The sequence below is a fragment of the Ensifer sp. Root1252 genome (assembly GCF_001425885.1).
GTDB classification, from domain to species: domain Bacteria; phylum Pseudomonadota; class Alphaproteobacteria; order Rhizobiales; family Rhizobiaceae; genus Ensifer; species Ensifer canadensis.
Genome location: NZ_LMDT01000034.1, coordinates 149,377 through 168,952 on the forward strand (window position 1 = coordinate 149,377; position 19,576 = coordinate 168,952).

At 61.2% G+C, this 19,576-nt stretch carries 16 protein-coding genes; 10 read left to right on the top strand and 6 right to left on the bottom strand.

The features are described from left to right. Nucleotides 1-44: 44 nt before the first annotated feature. The 3 genes from ASD02_RS27520 to ASD02_RS27530 all read right to left on the bottom strand — a co-directional run bounded on the left by ASD02_RS27520 (nucleotide 45) and on the right by ASD02_RS27530 (nucleotide 2,839). The gene (locus ASD02_RS27520) at nucleotides 45-1,370 is read right to left on the bottom strand and encodes a murein L,D-transpeptidase (protein WP_025426519.1); all 1,326 of its coding nucleotides are present in this window, start codon (nucleotides 1,368-1,370) and stop codon (nucleotides 45-47) included. A gap of 388 nt (nucleotides 1,371-1,758) precedes the next feature. After that, the gene (locus ASD02_RS27525; protein ID WP_025426518.1) at nucleotides 1,759-2,271 is read right to left on the bottom strand and encodes a MarR family winged helix-turn-helix transcriptional regulator; all 513 of its coding nucleotides are present in this window, start codon (nucleotides 2,269-2,271) and stop codon (nucleotides 1,759-1,761) included. 130 nt (nucleotides 2,272-2,401) lie between these two features. Then, nucleotides 2,402-2,839, bottom strand: a complete 438-nt coding sequence (locus ASD02_RS27530) for a DUF6163 family protein (protein ID WP_025426517.1) — start codon at nucleotides 2,837-2,839, stop codon at nucleotides 2,402-2,404. Nucleotides 2,840-3,022: 183 nt separating this feature from the next. Between ASD02_RS27530 and hemB the strand changes: the two genes are divergently transcribed. From hemB to ASD02_RS27550, 4 genes are all read left to right on the top strand, one after another. After that, nucleotides 3,023-4,039, top strand: a complete 1,017-nt coding sequence (gene hemB, locus ASD02_RS27535) for a porphobilinogen synthase (protein ID WP_025426516.1) — start codon at nucleotides 3,023-3,025, stop codon at nucleotides 4,037-4,039. Between the two features lie 103 nt (nucleotides 4,040-4,142). After that, nucleotides 4,143-4,607 carry an RDD family protein gene (locus ASD02_RS27540; RefSeq protein ID WP_025426515.1) on the top strand — a complete coding sequence of 155 codons (465 nt, stop codon included), beginning with the start codon at nucleotides 4,143-4,145 and terminating at the stop codon, nucleotides 4,605-4,607. Between the two features lie 134 nt (nucleotides 4,608-4,741). After that, nucleotides 4,742-5,530 (top strand): arginyltransferase, encoded by a 789-nt coding sequence (locus tag ASD02_RS27545; RefSeq protein ID WP_025426514.1) that lies wholly within the window; start codon nucleotides 4,742-4,744, stop codon nucleotides 5,528-5,530. A 3-nt stretch (nucleotides 5,531-5,533) separates the two neighbouring features. Further along, nucleotides 5,534-6,430 (top strand): DMT family transporter, encoded by an 897-nt coding sequence (locus ASD02_RS27550; RefSeq protein ID WP_025426513.1) that lies wholly within the window; start codon nucleotides 5,534-5,536, stop codon nucleotides 6,428-6,430. A gap of 50 nt (nucleotides 6,431-6,480) precedes the next feature. Here ASD02_RS27550 and ASD02_RS27555 read toward each other — a convergent pair whose 3' ends face one another. Together ASD02_RS27555 and parC are read right to left on the bottom strand one after the other, a co-directional pair. Next, nucleotides 6,481-6,819, bottom strand: a complete 339-nt coding sequence (locus tag ASD02_RS27555) for a helix-turn-helix domain-containing protein (protein WP_025426512.1) — start codon at nucleotides 6,817-6,819, stop codon at nucleotides 6,481-6,483. A gap of 136 nt (nucleotides 6,820-6,955) precedes the next feature. Beyond that, nucleotides 6,956-9,232, bottom strand: coding sequence for a DNA topoisomerase IV subunit A (gene parC, locus ASD02_RS27560; RefSeq protein WP_025426511.1), 2,277 nt, complete (start codon nucleotides 9,230-9,232; stop codon nucleotides 6,956-6,958). A gap of 451 nt (nucleotides 9,233-9,683) precedes the next feature. Between parC and ASD02_RS27565 the strand changes: the two genes are divergently transcribed. The 5 genes from ASD02_RS27565 (at nucleotide 9,684) to groL (ending at nucleotide 15,965) form a co-directional block, all read left to right on the top strand. Beyond that, entirely contained in the window at nucleotides 9,684-10,877 is a 1,194-nt protein-coding gene (locus ASD02_RS27565) for a hypothetical protein (protein WP_057211441.1), read from the top strand. Between the two features lie 526 nt (nucleotides 10,878-11,403). After that, nucleotides 11,404-12,834 (top strand): cytochrome P450, encoded by a 1,431-nt coding sequence (locus ASD02_RS27570; protein ID WP_025426509.1) that lies wholly within the window; start codon nucleotides 11,404-11,406, stop codon nucleotides 12,832-12,834. Then, nucleotides 12,824-13,831 carry a hypothetical protein gene (locus ASD02_RS27575; RefSeq protein WP_057221476.1) on the top strand — a complete coding sequence of 336 codons (1,008 nt, stop codon included), beginning with the start codon at nucleotides 12,824-12,826 and terminating at the stop codon, nucleotides 13,829-13,831. The genes ASD02_RS27570 and ASD02_RS27575 overlap by 11 nt, the downstream gene beginning before the upstream one ends. Before the next feature lie 171 nt (nucleotides 13,832-14,002). Beyond that, the gene (locus tag ASD02_RS27580) at nucleotides 14,003-14,221 is read left to right on the top strand and encodes a hypothetical protein (protein ID WP_025426507.1); all 219 of its coding nucleotides are present in this window, start codon (nucleotides 14,003-14,005) and stop codon (nucleotides 14,219-14,221) included. Nucleotides 14,222-14,336: 115 nt separating this feature from the next. Then, a complete protein-coding gene (gene groL, locus ASD02_RS27585) occupies nucleotides 14,337-15,965 on the top strand; it encodes a chaperonin GroEL (RefSeq protein WP_057211442.1) in 1,629 nt (542 codons plus the stop codon). A 186-nt stretch (nucleotides 15,966-16,151) separates the two neighbouring features. Here groL and aspS read toward each other — a convergent pair whose 3' ends face one another. Next, nucleotides 16,152-17,939 (bottom strand): aspartate--tRNA ligase, encoded by a 1,788-nt coding sequence (gene aspS, locus ASD02_RS27590; protein ID WP_057212547.1) that lies wholly within the window; start codon nucleotides 17,937-17,939, stop codon nucleotides 16,152-16,154. A gap of 316 nt (nucleotides 17,940-18,255) precedes the next feature. Between aspS and ASD02_RS27595 the strand changes: the two genes are divergently transcribed. Then, nucleotides 18,256-19,494 carry an MFS transporter gene (locus ASD02_RS27595; protein WP_025426504.1) on the top strand — a complete coding sequence of 413 codons (1,239 nt, stop codon included), beginning with the start codon at nucleotides 18,256-18,258 and terminating at the stop codon, nucleotides 19,492-19,494. Nucleotides 19,495-19,576 lie beyond the last annotated feature (82 nt).

The window sequence follows — 19,576 nt, forward strand, 5'->3', positions numbered from 1 at the left end:
GCCAAGGCAAGCGCGGCTTTTTCAAATTATTGTCCCGACTTTGCTTATTGCGGCAGAGCGTCCTGCTCGACCGAGCCGGAGGACTGCTCGACGCCATAGGGCGTCTGCAGTGCAAGTTCTGTCGCGCCATCGCGCTGATAGATGTCGTCGCGGAACTGGACGACGCCATCTGTCGCCGACCAGGCGGTGATGTAGGTGAAAAAGACCGGAACTTCTTCGGCCAGCGTGATCGGAGTGTTGACGCCGGTCTTGATCGTGGCTTCCATCTGCTGGCGCGACCAGCCGGGTGTTTCCTTCAACAGCCAGCTCGAAAGGTCGCGAACGTTCTGGACGCGAACGCAGCCGGACGATTCGAAACGCATCAGCTTGTTGAACAGGCCCTGCTGCGGCGTATCGTGCATGTAGACCTGATGCTCGTTGTGGAAGTTGATCTTCGTCGACGACATCGCGTTGATCTTGCCCGGATCCTGACGGAACATCAGGTTCGGCGCCTTCTCGGCATTCCAGTCGACCGTTTCTGGCGACACTTCGCCACCGCTGCCATCGAACAGGCGGATGGCATTGCGCTTCAGGTAGGTCGGATCCTTGCGCATCAGCGGCATGATATCCTTCTGGATGATCGAGCGCGGCGCGGTCCAATAGGGGTTGAGAATGACCTCGTAGATCTTGGAATTGAGGATCGGCGACTGGCGGTCGATCTTGCCGACGATGGCGGTGTGGCGCAGCGCGACGCGGCCGTTCTCCACAGCTTCGATGTAGGCAGCCGGGATGTTGACCATCACGTAGCGGCGGCCGAGGTCACCGGACATCGACTGCAGGCGCACGAGATTGGTCTGCAACTGGCCGAGACGGGTGGTCGCCGGAACGTTGATGGCCTTCAGCGTGTATTCGCCAATGACGCCGTCCGCCGGGAGGCCGTGGCGGGCCTGGAAGCGCTTTACGGCGCCGTCGACGTAGGAATCGAACTGCGACGAAATGCCGGCCGAACGCGGCAGGTCGCCGGAAACCATCAGGCGCTGGCGCAGTTGCTGCACCGAAGGATCGGTAACGCCGATCTCGAGCTTGAGGCTGGTTGCCACCATCGGCCAACCGCCTGACGAAACGATGTTCTGATAGTCGAAGATCGCCTGCTGGACATGGCTGATCGTCTCCGGGCCGAAGACCGGCGTATTGGACACGACCGTGGTCGCCGTGCGCGATGCCTTGGCGTCGTACTGGTCGTCCCAGGAGCCGCGGCGTGGCGAATTGATGATCTCGTTCAGGGCGTCCTGTGCGCCCGCGGCTCCCGCGCAAGCGACGGCACCGAAGGTTGCGGCCGAGCGCAGAAATGCACGGCGCGAGAATGCATCAATTCCATTCTTTTTCGACATATTCCTACCATCCCAATGCGTTGGCACGCGCCCTATGCGCAGGCACGCATGTTGCCGGAGCCCTAACACGATCGTGGTTAACAAAGGTCAACCAACGAGCCACCCTGCCCTCGCATTCACGATACCGCGAGCGAGGTCCCTCATCCGGCAGGCGTACGCGAAACGAAACCACATCGATGAAAACACGTGGGCGCACCTACCGCATGCTCTCGTCGCTGTCACACCAATATGGCCAATTCGTGTCTCGGGCGGCGGCCGAAGGCATGTGGCACGCCTCTTGCTTGGGCCCACTGCGGCCTTTCGGCAACATCGCCGGGACCGAAAAACGGCAAAGGCCGGACACGCAAGGATTGCGTCCGGCCATTGAACTGGAGGTAAGCGACGCCGATTACAGGCGGTACATGATCGAGTCGTTCCAGAAGCGATCGAGGCGCTGCAGCAGCTTGTTCATCTGGGTGAACTCATCTGAACCGATGCCGCCAACCTTCTGGATCGAGCCGATGTGACGCTCGTAGAGCTTGGCGACGGTTTCGGCGATTTCCTGACCGTCTTCCGTCAGGCTGATGCGGACCGAACGACGGTCGACCCGTGAGCGCTGGTGGTTGATGAGACCGAGGTCGACGAGCTTCTTGACGTTGTAGGAGACGTTCGAGCCGAGGTAGTAGCCGCGGGAGCGAAGCTCGCCGGCGGTCAGCTCGGAGTTGCCGATGTTGAACAGCAACAGAGCCTGGACGGCGTTGACATCGTCGCGACCCTGACGGTCGAACTCGTCCTTGATAACGTCGAGCAGACGGCGGTGCAGACGCTCGACGAGGTGGAGGGATTCCATGTAGAGACCGCGGATGGTTTCTTCCTGAGGGTCTCGGGGCGCAGCGACCTGCGGCTTCATCTTCGTGTTCATTTGACTGCCTCACTGTTTTGTTTGGCGGTGTCTGTTTGTCTTCCCGCCTTGAGTGAGACCCTATCGAATACGTCTAAAATTCTACTTAAACCGCAGCCTTAACATGAGCTTACCATTCGGCGAGTCTGTCTCAGGGTGAATCAACTCTTACCTGTCTCGCCTGCCGGTAGCGTTGATAGAACAGCGCGGCCCTGAAAAGGATGAAGGTAACGGCGACGGCCCCGTGCAGCGCAATCAGCAACGGACGGGCGCCGAAACTGACGGGATAGAACTCGTACATCGCGATTTCGATCGCTGCCGCTACCACCCAGACCACCGGTCCCCAGGAGACCAGCAGCCACAGCCCGAGGGCAGCCACGGGGTAGACCACGGCAAGCGCGGTAGCCGCTGCCCGCCACTCCGGCGTCAATAGATCGAAACGGCCGGCACCGCCATGGGAGAAGCCGATCAGCATGGCCCAATAGTTCAGCGCGAACCAGAAGCACGAGGCCGACACCAGCCGCAGGAACAGACCGAAAAGGATCTCGGTCAGCGATGGTTTCGGCACATGGGCAGAATCATGAAGCATGGGCGGCAAGATAGGGCGGGTCGACGCCATCCGCCAGCACGAAGGAAGCCCCTCCCCCCCTTTGTCGATTGGCGACGGGGAAGAAATGCCGCAGGCCGGTCGTGCGCGGCGCGGTTTCCAAGCGTGGCCCCCACATGATAAAGCGCATGCCACCTCACAGTTTCCAAGGAAAGGCGCGGCGCGATGAACGACAGGACGAATCTTGTGGACAGGATTACCGGACACCGCCGCATGCGCCGCAACCGCAAGGCCGATTGGACGCGCCGGCTGGTGCAGGAAAACCGCCTGACGGTCGACGACCTGATCTGGCCGATCTTCATCGTGCCGGGCAGCAACATCGTGCAGCCGATCGATGCCATGCCTGGCGTCAACCGCATGAGCATCGACACGGCGGTGGAAGCGGTGAAAGAAGCCGCCGATCTCGGCATCCCGGCAATCGCCACCTTTCCCAATATAGATCTGTCGCTGCGCGACGAGACCGGCTCCAACAGCCTTGCCGCCGACAATCTCATCAACCAGGCGACGCGCGCCTTCAAGAAGGCCGTGCCCGAGATCGGCGTCATAACCGACGTGGCGCTCGACCCGTTCACCAGCCACGGCCACGACGGCATCCTGCGCGATGGCGAAATCGTCAACGACGAGACGGTGGAGACGATCGCCAGGGCCGCTGTCGGCCAGGCCGACGCCGGCGCCGATATCATCGCGCCTTCCGACATGATGGACGGTCGCATCGGTGCGATCCGCCAGGCGCTCGACGCGGCGGGCCACCAGAATGTCGGCATCATGGCCTATGCGACGAAATTCGCTTCCGGCTTCTACGGTCCCTATCGCGAGGCGATCGGCACCGGCGGTCTGCTCAAGGGCGACAAGAAGACCTATTATATCGACCCGGCCAACGGCACCGAGGCGATCCGCGACGCCGCACTCGACGTCGAGGAAGGCGCCGACATGCTGATGGTCAAGCCCGGCCTGCCCTACCTCGACATCTGCTGGCGCATGAAGGAGGCCTTCGGCCTTCCGGTTTTCGCCTACCAGGTGTCGGGCGAATACTCTCAAGTCAAGGCGGCGGCCGCCAATGGCTGGATCGACGGCGAGAAGGTGATGCTCGAAACGCTGCTCGCCTTCAAGCGCGCCGGCTGCGACGGCATCCTCAGCTACTTCGCCATCGAGGTCGCAAGGATCCTGGCCAAGGGGCGGTAACGCCCTCACCTTTGCAAACTGCAGGCGGCGCGTGGCGGGCAATCCTTGTTTTGCACGCAATGCCAACCCATATCGAGCTTACAACTATGCGGGGCCTATAGAGATGACGATGCACAACGAAGAACTGCGGCTGCCGAGCAATGACTGGCGCGCCTATCAGGGTGTGCTGTCGCGGCGGGTGTTCGCCTTCATTCTCGACTATGTCATCATCGCGCTCTTGTGGATCCCGGCCGCCGTCGTTGTGTTCTTCCTCGGCATCCTGACGCTCGGCCTCGGCTTCCTGCTCTATCCCGTGCTTTTTGCGCTGGTAGCGATGCTCTATTTCGGCGTGACCGTGGGCGGCCGCGAGCAGGCATCGCCCGGCATGCGGATGATGGGACTGGCGATTGCGCGCACTGACGGACGACCAATGGACTTCCTGACGGCGATCGTGCATCTCGTCATCTTCTGGATCGCCAACGCGCTGTTGACGCCGCTGATTCTGCTGATCGGACTGTTTACAGATCGCAGCCGCCTGCTGCACGATCTGCTGATTGGCACCGTAACGGTCCGTCGCGACACCTACTGAACCCTGCCGAAGCAATCGACGACGAACAATCCGCGCGCAAGGGGCGACCGCCCCAAACGTGTGAGTTGACGTTTTCCATTCTTCCGCCATGCTACTGTCATGAACAACCGCGCGAAGAGTGACCGCCGCACTCGATGAACACACAGACCACACCGTCTCCGCAATTCTATCTCACTGCACCGGCAGCCTGCCCTTATCTGCCGAATGAGATGGAGCGAAAGGTGTTTACCCACATGGTGGGCGAGCGCGCACCGGAGCTCAACGACCTCCTGACCCAGGGCGGCTTCCGCCGCTCGCAGAACATCGCCTATCGGCCCGCCTGCGAAACCTGTCGCGCCTGCATTTCCGTTCGAATTCTCGCCAACGAATTTTCGCCGAGCCGGTCGATGCGCCGCGTGCTCGCGACCAACAGCGACGTGATCTCATCGGAATATCCGGCCGAGCCGTCGAGCGAACAGTACAACCTCTTCCGCCGCTATCTCGACCGACGACACCAGAAGGGTGGCATGTCCGACATGTCGGTTCTCGACTATGCGATGATGGTCGAAGACACCCATGTGCACACCAAGATCATCGAGTATCGCTTAAGGACCGAAGGCGACGGCATCAGCGAGAGAGCGCGCGGACCGCTGATCGCGACAGCGCTGACCGACCGCATGGGTGACGGGCTTTCGATGGTCTATTCCTTCTTCGACCCTGCGCATGAGGAGCGCTCGCTCGGCACCTTCATGATTCTCGATCATATCCGGCGCGCCAAGGAGCGCGGCCTCCCGCATGTCTATCTCGGCTATTGGGTCAAGGGGTCGCGCAAGATGGGATACAAGACGAAATTTTTGCCGCAGGAGCATCTTATGCCGCGCGGCTGGGAGCGCTACGATGGTCCTGACGCTCCTTCAGAAATGCCCTCGACGGAAACGGATTGAAAATTGAACCCTTCCACTGATGCCGCGCTGCACCGGCGCGGACTTGCGATCACCGGCCTTGGCGGCCTTGCTCTCTCCTTCGACATTCCGCTCATCCGATCCGCCGGCGGCGAGGTCTGGTCGCTGCTCGCGGTGCGCAGCCTTTCGACTTTCTTCATCGGCCTCCTGGCATGGTTCGTGCTCAATCGGCTGCTTCGCCGCAAGATCTCACTCATTCCGGGCAAGACCGGGCTGGTCGTCGGTCTGTTTTACGGCATCAACTCGTGCACGTTCCTGCTGGCCGTCTTCAACACGTCAACGGCAAACGTCGTCTTCATTCTTGCCTTCACGTCGATGTTCGCGGCACTGCTTTCCTGGATCTTCCTGAAGGAACGCCCTTCCAACGCAACGCTCGTGACGATGGCAGCCATGGTGATCGGCGTGGGGCTGATCGTGCAGGACGGGCTTGAAAGTGGCCATATCTTCGGCGACGCGATGGCGGCAAGTTCCGCCTTCCTGCTCGCCAGCGCCATCACCATCAGCCGGGCAAGCGGCCGCGACATGGCTTTGGTGCCGCTGGTGACCGCCATCTTTCCGGCCGCAGTCGCGCTTCTGCTCTTGCCTGCCGGCGGCTTCGCGATCGCGGCTCCGCAATACATCCTGTTCAACGGCCTGGTGATGATCCCGCTTGCCTTCTTCTGTCTGGCAACAGGGCCGCGGTTCCTGTCGGCACCGGAAGTGGGTATGTTCTATCTGCTCGAAACCATCCTGGCACCGATCTGGGTCTGGCTTGTCTTCGCCGAAAGCCCGACGACGCAGACGCTTGCCGGCGGCGCCGTCCTTATCCTTGCGCTTATCGGCCACTCTCTCTGGCAGATGCGCAGCCGCCCCGTCCGCGCGGCTCTGCCCTGCCCCGAATAGGTAGCGGCCGTCCGCAAGGCGGCGAAATAACGATTGTCAGCGAAGGTTCGTCAGGCTGACGTTCTACCGCCCTCCAAAGAGTACGCCACTTGGCTGTGCATCGACCAAAGCGCACGGTTCATGTCGATCCAGGCGGCAGCGACATCAAGAGGTGCGGGATTGCCGCACACGGCCTCGCCATCACGGGCAGGTAGACGCGAAACCAGGCTGGCTTCCTCAAGGATGCGCAGGTGCTGCTCGAGTGCATCCGGCGTCACGGCGACGGCGGCGGCCACCTCGACAACCCGCGTTTCTCCGCCGAGCAATATCTCGAATATCCGCCGGCGAACCGGATTCGCGAGTGCGAGCAGAATGTCGTCAAGGGCAGCAGAATTTGGCATGGTCTTCATCCTGTTGGACGATTATTGATCCACGACCGCACGTTGCTTTCAAGCGCCGAAAACGGGGCATTCTACTAAATTTCAGATTGCTTTAGAAGCAGATGGGTATCGGCCTGCGCAGCCAAGCCGCGCAGGCAGCGATGGATCAGCCGCTGAACTTGCCGCTGCGCGGGAAGCCCTTGGGCACGACGCGACCGGCAGAGGCGCGATCGGCCAGCCACTCAATCAGTTCGTCCTTGCCCTTGGTGAAGACGCGGCCGGCGCTGTCTTCCCAGACGAGGCCGTCTGCGATTGCAAAGCAGCGGATATCGGAGATGCCGCCATCCTTGTAGCGCTGCAGCCGGACGCCCTTGCCCCGCGCCATTTCCGGAATCTGCGCCAGCGGGAAAACGAGCATCTTGCGGTTTTCGCCGACAACGGCGACATGGTCGCCCTTGACGGAAACAACCAACTTCGCCTCATCGTTGTTGGCGACATTCATCACCTGCTTGCCCTTGCGGGTATTGGCGACGATATCGCTTTCCGTCACGACAAAGCCGTTACCGGCAACAGAGGCCACGATGAGCTTTCTCGCCGGGTCGTGCACGAATGCCGTCAGCACGTCCTGGTCATTTTCCATATCGACGATGATGCGCAAGGGTTCGCCATGACCGCGACCGCCGGGCAGCTTGTCGCCGCCGAGCGTATAAACCTTGCCGCCCGTGGTGAAGACGAGGATCTTGTCGGTCGTCTGCGCTGGGAACGCCACCTTGAGCGCATCCCCCTCCTTGAATTGCAACGTCGAGGTATCGGAGATGTGGCCCTTCAGCGCCCTGATCCAGCCCTTTTCAGAGATGACGACGGTGATCGGTTCCTTCTCGATCATCGCCTGCTGGATGGCTTCGATGTCGGCGTCCGGCGCATCCGCAAAGGTGCTGCGCCGCTTGCCGATCTCGGTCGCCTTGGCAAACTTTTTCTTCACCTCGCCGATTTCCCAGGCGACAGTCTGCCACTGCTTCTCCTCGGAAGCGAGCAGCGCCTCGATCTCGGCCTTTTCGTTCGACAACGCGTCGAACTCCGTGCGAATCTCGAATTCTTCCAGCTTGCGCAAAGAGCGCAGCCGCATGTTGAGGATCGACTCGGCCTGGAGGTCGGTGAGCGAAAACCGCTCCATCATCACGGCCTTCGGCTCATCCTCCTCGCGGATGATGCGAATAACCTCGTCGATATTGAGATAGGCGACGAGATAACCGCCAAGAATCTCGAGGCGCCGCTCGATCGCAGCCAGGCGGTGGCGCGAACGACGCTGCAGGACGTCGCGGCGGTGAGCAAGCCACTCCGTCAACACTTCGTTGAGCGCCATGACGCGCGGCACGCGTCCCATCGACAGCACGTTCATGTTGAGCGGGATGCGGCTTTCAAGCTCTGTCAGCTTGAAGAGCGATTCCATCAGGATGCCGGCATCGACGGAACGGCTCTTCGGCACCAGCACAATGCGGATATCTTCCGCCGATTCGTCCCGGATATCCTCCAGCAGCGGCAGTTTGCGCGCAACGAGCAGTTCGGCGATCTTCTCGATCAGCCGCGACTTCTGGACCTGATAGGGGATCTCGGTGATGACGATCTGGTAGCCGCCGCGACCGAGCTCTTCCGAAACCCAGCGCGCCCGCACGCGAAAGCCACCGCGACCGGTGCGATAGGACTCCGCCATGCTCGCACGGCTTTCGACGATGATGCCGCCGGTCGGGAAATCCGGCCCTTCGATCCCGCCCCGCTGCGGATTGGCAGGATCGTAGAGCAGATCCTCGACGGTCGCCTCGGGATGGCGGATCAGATGCAGCGCTGCGTCGCACAGTTCATGGGCGTTGTGCGGCGGGATCGATGTCGCCATGCCGACGGCAATGCCGGTCGCACCATTGGCAAGCAGGTTCGGGAAGGCGCCGGGAAGCACCGCCGGCTCCTGGTCTTCCTCGTTGTAGGTGGGACGAAAATCCACCGCGTCCTGATCGATGCCCTCAAGCAGAAGCGAGGCGACGTCGGTCATCTTCGCTTCGGTGTAACGCATGGCAGCGGCGTTATCGCCGTCGATATTGCCGAAGTTGCCCTGCCCGTCCACCAGCGGATACCGGATCGCGAATTCCTGGGACAGGCGCACCAGTGCGTCGTAGATCGAGGCGTCGCCATGGGGGTGGAACTTACCCATGACGTCGCCGACGATGCGGGCGCATTTCTTGAACGAGGTGTTCGGCCTGAGCCCCATCTCGCTCATGGCATGAACGATGCGTCGATGCACCGGCTTCAAGCCGTCGCGGACATCAGGAAGCGCGCGATGCATGATGGTCGACAAGGCATAGGCGAGGTAACGCTCTTCCAGCGCCGCCTTCAGGTCAACCGGCTGAATATGATCATCCCCGCCAGACGGGGGAGTAAGGCTTTGTCCCATATGTTCTTGCTAGCGCAACAAACCCGGAACATCAAGGATTTCAGGGGATCGCGCTGTGGAGAACCACAAGTCGCCGCCGGCGCGCTATTGAACGGCGCAGACCGGGCGCTGCAATGTTCATGCAACGCTTAGACGGTTATGCCATGGATGAGCGATCGCCACCAGTAACGCCCTGGAAAGCATCCGGGCGCGGAAGCTGTGTGATTTCATCAAGCGAATATAATTTCGCCCTGTTTCGTATTAGGTTCGGCTGCTGTTGATTTGGATGATTTGCGAGGGGGACATTGCGGGACGCGAACTGAGGGGAGATGGAGCCATAGGCACGGCATATTTCGTCGGCCGACACGGCTGTCCACCTCAGTTGACGCAGCTTGCCGATATGAACCAGATTAGCGACACCGCTTCTTCAACACAGCTAAACAATCAAATATTTTCACGAAGGAACTCCACAATGATGCATACGCGCAAGATCCGCCTGATGATGGCCAGCGCCGCACTCCTGACCCTGACCGGCCCGGCCTTCGCGCTTGATGGTGCGGACATGATGAAGAAGCTCGATGCGGCGACGAACTCGAACGGCACCACGCTCACCTTCGACAAGGCCGAAGTCAGCGGCGACACCGTCACGGCCTCGGGCGTCCAGGTCAAACTCGCGGGCCAGCCCGGCGACGCGCTGAAGATCGGCGACATCACTTTTGAAGGCGTCGAAGAAACCGAAGGCGGCGGCTACTATGCCGAGACCGTCTCCTTCCCCGACGTCAATGTCACGCAGGACGCGGGCAGCTTCGCCGTCAAGGATATTCTCGTTTCGGGTCTGTCGATCCCCGCCAACCCGGCCGGCGGCACGATCAACGATATCCTGCTCTACGAGAGCGCCAGCACCGGCCCGATCACGGTCAGCGCCAAAGGCAAGGAAGTTTTCTCGCTCGAAAGCAGCGAAGCAAACCTCGCCCGCCAGGAAAACGATGCCGGCTTTGACTTCGACGCAACGGCTGCCGGCCTCAAGGCCGACCTTTCCGAAGTCGAAGACCCCAAGACCAAGGACGCCATCGAGAAGCTCGGCCTGACCAAGCTTGATGGCGCCGTGACCATGAAGGGCAGCTGGGAAATCGAAAGCGGCAACGTCGCGCTGGAAGAATATGCCTTCGACTTCAAGAATGTCGGGCGGCTGAACCTCGCCGTCGACATCTCGGGCTACACGCTTGCCTTCATGAAGTCGCTCCAGGAAGCCATGAAGACCGCAGAAGCCAACCCGAACAAGGAAGAGGCCAATCAGGCCATGGGCCTTGCTATGATGGGGCTGATGCAGCAGTTGACCTTCAACAGCGCCGAGGTCCGCTTCGACGACGCCTCCATCACCAAGAAGGCGCTCGACTATGCGGGTTCGCAGCAGGGCGTTACCGGCGATCAGCTGGCCCAATCGCTGAAGGGCCTCGTTCCATTGATGATGGCGCAGCTCAACGTGCCGGAACTGCAGAATCAGGTATCGTCCGCGGTCAACACCTATCTCGACGGCCCGAAGAGCCTGACGATCAGCGCCGCACCGGAAAAGCCGGTGCCGTTCCCCATGATCATGGGTGCGGCAATGGGCGCGCCGAACACCATCCCTTCGGTGCTGGGCGTCAAGGTGACGGCGAACGATTGATCGCTAAAGTCATAGTCTGACAATCGCCGCCGGCGACTTCGCAAGACACTGTTGTCATCGAAGTCGCCGGCGTTTTAGCATCGGCGCCCGGTGCCGGCGCTGCCGGTTAAACGGACGATCAAGCCGGCCGGCGCGTACTGGAATAGCTGTTGCCCCGCGCTTTTCGGTTGAAAACCCGCATTTCCGTGCGCCGTTTTATTTCGCCTGCCTTGCTTCCCCATGTCCGCGCAGCCACTATTACTGGCGCGCCTCTCGCGGGCGACTGCATCTTTTTTCAGCATGACTTGCAAGCGTAAGACCTGAATGGCGCTTTGCCTGACACCTCTTTCTGCGCGACTTTTTCGACCGCATACCGATACCGACAGCCAAACAAATCCACGCTGACGACTTCGATCCAAGGAAGAACAGCTAAGAATACAAGCGGCGGATTTCCTGTTTGGAGAGCCGTTTTCTTGCGAACAACCAGCTGAACTGAACGCCGAACGCAGAAGTAATCATCTCTCTTTTTTCGACAGATCGGACGTCAATGGCTGGGTGGTTCCATCAACCGGTAAAGTTCAGGGAAGAGCTGTCGGAAGAAAAATTTGAGCCTGCGCGCGCCGAATATTATGCAGGCCCACCAGGCAAGCCCCTCAGACTTCTGCTTCAGGCGAGAACAGATTTCCTATCCATCTGGCGAAACAACGACTTTACCGAGAAGGTTTCCCAGATCCGGCTGATCGGCCGGCAGGTCATTCTGGTCAACTCGCCCGACCTCATCCGTCAGGTCGTCGTCAAGCGTCATGAGAACTTCGAGCGCAAGAGCCCGCAGATGCGCCGGGCGCTCGAGTTCCTTTTGGGCGACGGCCTCTTCATCTCGGACGGCGAAACCTGGAAACAGCGGCGTCCCCTGGTCGCCGACATCGTGCATGCCAAAAGAGTGCCGGCCTTCGGTCCGGTGATGGAGCGCACGACCACCGAATTGGTCGAGCGCTGGAACGGGATGCCGGACGGCACGCAAGTCAACGCCCTGCACGAAATGGCTGGACTGACCGCCGAAATCATTGCCCGCAGCGTTTTTGGAAACCAGCTCGGCGACGACAGTGCTGCGGCGGTCACCGACAGCTTCACGAGCTACCAATCGCTGGTCGATTCGATCAACCTCGGCTACTTCCTCGGTTTCGACGACGGGCTACCGATCTTGCGAACGCCGACGCTTCGCCGCTCGGTCAAGCGTATCCATCAGATCATCGACAAGGTGGTCGAGGATCACCTGGAAGGTCGCGGCGATCACAATTCGATGGTTGAGCTGCTGATCCGTCGACAACAACGAAACCCGGAGTTGAAACTCGACCTGGTTGCCCTGCGCAACGAAGCGGCGACCATCTTCATGGCGGGCCATGAAACGACAGCCGCCACGCTGACCTGGGCCTGGTATCTGCTGTCTCGCGCCAAATGGGTGGAAAAGGCGCTCCATGAAGAGATTGGCCGTGTCTGCGGCGATCGCGTTCCGACGATCGACGACGTACCGCAACTCGAATGGTGCAAGGCCATCATTGAAGAGACCCTTCGCCTCTATCCGCCCGTCCCCATTCTCGCGCGCCAAACGCGCCAAGCCGAAATGATCGGCGATATCGCCGCTGAACGCGGATCGCTCGTTCTGATCGTCCCGTGGCTTCTCCACCGAACGGAAAGCCTGTTTGAGGACCCGCACCATTTCCGCCCGGACCGCTTCATGGGCGGACGTCGCCCGACGCCCTATAGTTACATTCCGTTTGCAAGCGGACCACGCGTGTGCCCGGGCTTGCATTTCGGCCTGACCGAAGCAATCCTGTGCCTGGCGATCATTGCACAGCAGTTCCGGGTGACCGTCGTCGACGGCCACAAGGTCGAGCCCATCTGCCGCCTGACGCTGCGGCCAAAGGGCGGGCTTCCGGTGACCCTTCATCGACGGCAGAAAGCATCCCATGACCACTGAAGAGCCGAGCCAGGCCGAAAGAATCGCCAAGCGAAAGGCGTGGACATTCGCCAGCGAAGGGCGGCCCTCCTTTGTGGATGCCCTTTCCGGCCGCGAAGGCTTCCGCGCCTTCTGGCGCTATTGGGTGACGGCCAATCTCTGGAACCTCGCGCACCTCTCCGGGCATTTCGGGATGAAACTCCTGCCGATGGACGCCTGCTCCAACCTTGGTGCAGCCCTTGGTCTGTTTGCCGTGCCGCGTTTCCACAAGGTGGCATCACGGCGTGCGCAAGAAACGATCCGCGCACTGCGACCCGATCTCAACGAGGCCGAGCAGGCGGCGCTCTTTCGCGAGAACTGCCGGGCACAGGGTCGGCTGATGACCGAATTCTCCGTCGTGAACCGGTTGCAAAACAACCGTGACCGCCTGACATTGCACGGCCTCGACATTATCGGCGAAGCGGCCAAGGCCGGCCCGGTCATCATCGTCGGTATGCATCTTGGCAACTGGGAAGTTGGTCCGACTGTACTGCAGAGCATCAATGTCCACCCCCATGCCTTCTACCTCCCGCCCAAGGGCCGCGCCAAAGCCTGGATCGCCGAGCGCGTCCGCAGCAAGGCGGGCTTGCGGTTCCTGCCGCCGGGCGCCGAGGGCATTCGGCCGGCGATCAAGATCCTGAAGAATGGCGGCGTCGTCAGCACGTTCTGCGACGAAGGTTTTGGCGGCTTCATTCGCGGACCATTCTTCGACCGCAAGCCGCATCTCGAAGGAAACTTTGCCATTGCCATTCGTCTGGCACGCATGACCGGCGCCACCATTTGCCCGTGGTACAATCTGCGCACCGAGGGTTTCCGCTTCGAATGCCGCGCGCTGGCGCCTATCCGGCTCCCGCCCGAAGAGCGCCCCGGGGCACGCCAGCTTGACGATATCCTGATGCTGAACAACGCCATCGAGCCGGTTATCCGGGCAAATCTCGACCAGTGGTACTTTCTCGACAATTCGCTCCGACCGGAGTGACCCGAACCGGGCCATGGCAAGTATAGCGACTTCCGCCGGGCTTTTTCGCGCGCGTGCGTTCCATGTTATGATCGTATCTGCTTGATGCCCGCGAGCAGTCGCCTATCTACATCTGTCTGAAGACAAGACTCCATCCCGCATTCCTGACCGATCACACGGAAGGAGAACGCCATGGGACTGAAACACGCGGATATCACCGCCATTCTTGGCCCGGTCGACGAAACGCTGATGGCAGAGCTGCTGGCTACCGGGGCCAGTGCGGCCGAACTCGCCGAAGCGATCGCCTGGGTCAACAACGACGAAGCGCTGATCGGCGAAGGACGACATCTGCCGGCCGGGCGCGTTGCGGCTTTGATCGACATCCTGACGCCGGATGACGGCGAGGAATGAACTTTGGGGCGCTGAGGAGACGCCCGACGAGGCAGATGTAATGACCAAGACGTCAGGAGCCATCTCGTGATGGCTGGCCACGTGACTGCGAGTTTCGTGTTGAGGGAGGCCGACTATGACAGCCAAGGAAGTCAAGTTCAGTAGCGATGCCCGCGATCGCATGCTGCGCGGTGTCGATATTCTTGCCAATGCCGTGAAAGTGACGCTCGGGCCAAAGGGACGAAATGTCGTCATCGAAAAGTCCTTTGGCGCCCCGCGCATCACCAAGGACGGCGTGTCCGTCGCCAAGGAGATCGAGCTCGAAGACAAGTTCGAGAACATGGGCGCGCAAATGCTGCGCATGGTGGCGTCACGCACCAGCGATGTTGCCGGCGATGGGACAACGACGGCAACCGTGCTCGCGCAGGCGATCGTGAAAGAAGGCGTCAAGGCGATTGCCTCCGGCATGAACCCCATGGACCTCAAGCGCGGCATAGATCTCGCCGTCGACGCCATCGTCGCCGAACTTAAGGTCCGCGCCCGCAAGATCGCCAATAATGAGGAGATCGCCCAGGTCGGCACCATCTCCGCCAACGGCGATACGGAGATCGGCCGATATCTCGCCGAGGCGATGGCCAAAGTCGGCAACGAAGGCGTGATCACCGTTGAGGAAGCCAAGACCGCCGAGATCGAACTCGAAGTCGTAGAGGGCATGCAATTCGACCGGGGCTACCTTTCGCCCTACTTCATCACCGACCAGGAGAAGATGCGGGTCGAGTTCGAAGATCCCTACATCCTCATCCACGAAAAGAAGCTCTCCAACCTGCAGGCGATGATCCCGATCCTCGAATCGGTCATCCAGGCGAGCCGCCCGCTGCTCATTATCGCCGAAGACGTCGAAGGCGAGGCATTGGCGACGCTGGTCGTCAACAAGCTGCGTGGCGGGCTCAAGATCGCCGCCGTCAAGGCACCGGGTTTCGGCGACCGGCGCAAGGCGATCCTTGAGGATATCGCGGTGCTGACGGGCGGGACGGTGGTTTCCGACGACGTCGGCATCAAGCTTGAGAATGTCACGCTGGAAACGCTCGGCCGCGCCAAACGCGTGATGATCGAGAAGGAAAACACCACCATCGTCGATGGCGCCGGCACCAAGGCCGACATCGGTGGCCGCATCAGCCAGCTCAAGGCGCAGATCGAGGAGAGTACCTCCGACTACGACCGGGAGAAGCTGCAGGAACGGCTTGCTAAGCTCTCGGGCGGTGTTGCCGTGATCCGCGTCGGCGGCTCGACCGAGGTCGAAGTGAAGGAAAAGAAGGACCGTGTCGATGACGCGCTGCATGCGACGCGCGCGGCCGTCGAGGAAGGCATCTTGCCGGGCGGCGGCGTCGCCCTGCTTCGGGTCGTCAACGCGCTCGACAATATCAAGACTGCCAATGCGGAACAGCGCGTCGGCGTCGAGATCGTCAGGCGTGCAATCGAGACGCCCGTGCGCCAGATTGCCGAGAATGCCGGCGCCGAAGGCTCTATCATCGTCGGCAAGCTGCGTGAGAAAACCGATTTCGCTTACGGCTGGAATGCTCAGACCGGCGAATACGGCGATCTGTTCAAAATGGGCGTCATCGATCCGGCCAAGGTCGTGCGCGCCGCTCTGCAGGACGCAGCGTCAGTCGCCGGGCTCCTGGTCACAACCGAGGCGATGATCGCCGAAAAGCCGAAAAAGGATGGCGCCGCGCAACTGCCGGGCGGACCCGGAATGGATTTCTAGGATCAACGGGCTAGCGCCATCGGCTGCGAGTTGGCGTGGGTCAGACCGAGGAATCGGACGGCACCGAGTTCACCCGGGGCGTTCGCGACGCGCTCTATGCCCAGCCGTAAGCCCTTGGATTGCCGAAATGAAAAAACCCGGCAGCGAGCGCTGCCGGGTCCGTTGCTTCTTTGATCGCTTCGGACCTTAGTCCTTCTTCTGCGGGATCGGGCGAAGCGCCAGTTCGCGCAGTTGGGCTGATGTCGCCTCGGACGGCGCGCCCATCAGCAGATCGACAGCCTGCTGGTTCATCGGGAAGATCGAGATCTCGCGCAGGTTCTTGGCGCCGACCAGCAGCATGACGACGCGGTCGATGCCGAAGGCCATGCCACCATGCGGAGGCGCGCCGTACTGGAACGCTCGGTAGAGACCACCGAACTGCTCTTCCACTTCCTGCTGCGACTTGCCGGTCAGCTCGAACGCCTTGACCATGACTTCCGGCAGCTGGTTACGGATCGAGCCGGACGCGATCTCGAAGCCGTTGCAGACCATGTCGTACTGGTAGGCCTTGAGCGACAGCGGATCTTCGCTGTTCAGCGCCTCGAGGCCACCCTGCGGCATCGAGAAGGGGTTGTGGGCGAAGTCGATCTTCTTTTCGTCTTCCAGCCATTCGTAGAACGGAAAGTCGACGATCCAGCAGAATTCAAAGCGGTCACGGTCTACGAGGTTCAGTTCCTCGCCTGCCCGCGTGCGGGCTTCGCCTGCAAACTTGTAGAATTTCGACGGGTCGCCGGCGACGAAGAAGCAGGCATCGCCATCATCGAGGCCGAGTTGGGTGCGGATCGCATCGGTGCGCTCCTCGCCGATGTTCTTGGCAAGCGGACCGGCGCCTTCGAGCTTCTCGCCTTCCTTGCGCCAGAAGATGTAGCCGAGACCCGGCTGGCCCTGGCTCTGGGCCCAGGCGTTCATGCGGTCGCAAAACGCGCGCGAACCACCGGTCTTGGCCGGGATGGCCCAGACTTCGACCTTCGGGTTCGAGGCGATCATGTTGGCGAAGACCTTGAAGCCTGAACCGGCAAAGTGCTCGGTAACGGCCTGCATCTCGATCGGGTTGCGCAGGTCCGGCTTGTCGGAACCGTATTTGCGGATCGCCGTGTCGTAAGGAATGCGCGGGAACTTTTCCGTCACCGGCTTGCCGTCGGCAAACTCGACGAAGATGTCGCGGATCACCGGCTCCATCGTCGTCCAGACGTCTTCCTGCTCGACGAAGCTCATTTCGAGGTCGAGCTGGTAGAATTCGCCCGGCAGGCGGTCGGCGCGCGGGTCTTCATCGCGGAAGCACGGCGCGATCTGGAAGTAGCGGTCGAAACCGGCGACCATCAGCAGCTGCTTGTACTGCTGCGGCGCCTGCGGCAGCGCGTAGAAGCTGCCGGGATGGATGCGCGACGGCACGAGGAAGTCGCGTGCGCCTTCCGGCGACGACGCCGTCAGGATCGGGGTCGTGTATTCGGTGAAGCCGACGTCGCCCATGTGGCGGCGCATCGACGAGATGATCTGGGTGCGCTTGACGATGTTCTTGTGCAGCGTGTCGCGGCGCAGGTCGAGGAAGCGGTACTTCAGGCGCACGTCTTCCGGATAGTCCGGCTCGCCGAACACCGGCAGCGGCAGTTCCTTGGCGGCCGAGAGAACCTCGATCTCCTGGGCGTAGAGCTCGATTTCACCTGTTGGCATGCCCTTGTTGACGGTGTCGTCCATACGGGCCTTGACGAGGCCATCAATACGGACAACCCATTCGCCGCGGACGGTCTCGGCGGCCTTGAAGGCAGGGCTATCGGGATCGGCGACGACCTGGGTGATGCCGTAATGATCGCGCAGGTCGATGAAGAGCAGGCCGCCATGGTCGCGGACGCGGTGGACCCAGCCGGAAAGGCGAACGGTGGAGCCGACATCCGACTTGCGGAGGGCGGCACAGGTGTGGCTGCGGTAGCGGTGCATGGTGTTATCCCGGAATTGCAAAGCGCCGCGCAGGCTCGCCGGAACGGCGCGCGGCAACATGATCAAAATCGGGCGGAAAAGCGCATGATGCGCCGGCTTTGTCAAGCCGAGACCTCCGCGCTCCCCGAGGGAAGCGCCGCTCAACCGGGACAAGTTCGACCCTATTCATGGGCTTGAGACAAGTGCATTCGCCCAAACGGCGCGAAAAGAACGGATATCGTCACAATTCGCGACTGTGCGCCACGGGAATGCGCCGCTACACATAATGGGTCCGCCTTATCCGACTCGCGAGCACCATTCGGAAGTCGCCTGCCCCATGTCGCAAATTCGTCCGCTCATTCCGCTTCTCGTCACCGCAGGTATCCTCATCGGTGGCAACGGACTACAAGGCACCTTCATTTCGCTGCGGGCGCTGGAAGAAGGCTTTTCGACCTCGCTGATCGGTGTCATCGGCGCCGGCTACAACATCGGCTTCGCGCTCGGCTGCGTCTATGTCACGCGCATCCTGCGCTCGATCGGCCATATCCGCACGTTCTCGGCGATGGCAGCGATCGCGTCGGCGGCGGCGATCGCCATGGTGCTGATCATCAATCCGTTCATGTGGTTCCTGATGCGGCTCGTCGCCGGTATCGCTTTCGCCTGTCTTTTTGCGACCGTCGAAAGCTGGCTGAATGCCAGCGTCACCAATACTAACCGCGCGCGCACGCTTTCCGTCTATCGTCTGGTCGATCTCGGCTCGGTCACCGCGGCCCAATATATCATTCCCGGCGTCGGTATCGGCGGCTTCGAACTCTTCGCGATCATCTCGATGGCATTGACTTTGTCGCTCGTGCCGATTTCCTTTGCCGACCGGTCGAGCCCGGTGGCGCCGGAAGCGATCCGCTTCGACGTCAAGGCGCTCTGGAACATCTCGCCGCTCGCGACCGTCGGCTGCATCGTCGTCGGCCTCACCAACGCCGCCTTCCGCTCGCTAGGCCCCATCTACGCGCAGGGGATCGGCCTCTCGGTGACGGCAATCGCCACTTTCATGAGCGCCGGCATCATCGGCGGCGTGGTGCTGCAATATCCGCTCGGCCATTACTCGGACCAGATCGATCGGCGCCTGATCATCCTGATCGCCACCCTCGGATCATTGCTCGCCGGACTTTTCCTTGCGTTTGGCGCCGGCAATGATGAGTGGCTCAATTTCGCCGGTATCTTCCTCTTCGGCGCCTTCGCCATGCCGCTCTATTCGCTCTGTTCGGCCCATGCCAACGACCATGCGGCGGAAGGTCAGCATGCGCTGGTATCGGCGGGCATGCTGTTCTTCTGGTCGCTCGGCGCCATCATCGGCCCGCTGTTTGCCTCTTTCCTGCTCGAAATTTTCGGTCCGCAGGCGCTGTTCATCTATACCGCCGCGATCCTCTTCCTCTTCATGCTCTACACGGTCAGGCGCATGACAGCGCGCAGCGGCGTTCCCGCGGAAGCGCGCGTCATGCCTTTCCGCAACCTGCTGCGGACCTCATCGTTCTTCAACAAGCTCGCCGGCGGCAACCACGCCCGCAAAGACGACTGATACCAACCTGCGGCAAGATGTGCCTGCGGCAAAGAATTGCTGATTGCGGCGATCAGGTTTAAAAACCGAGCAGTCGTCCTAT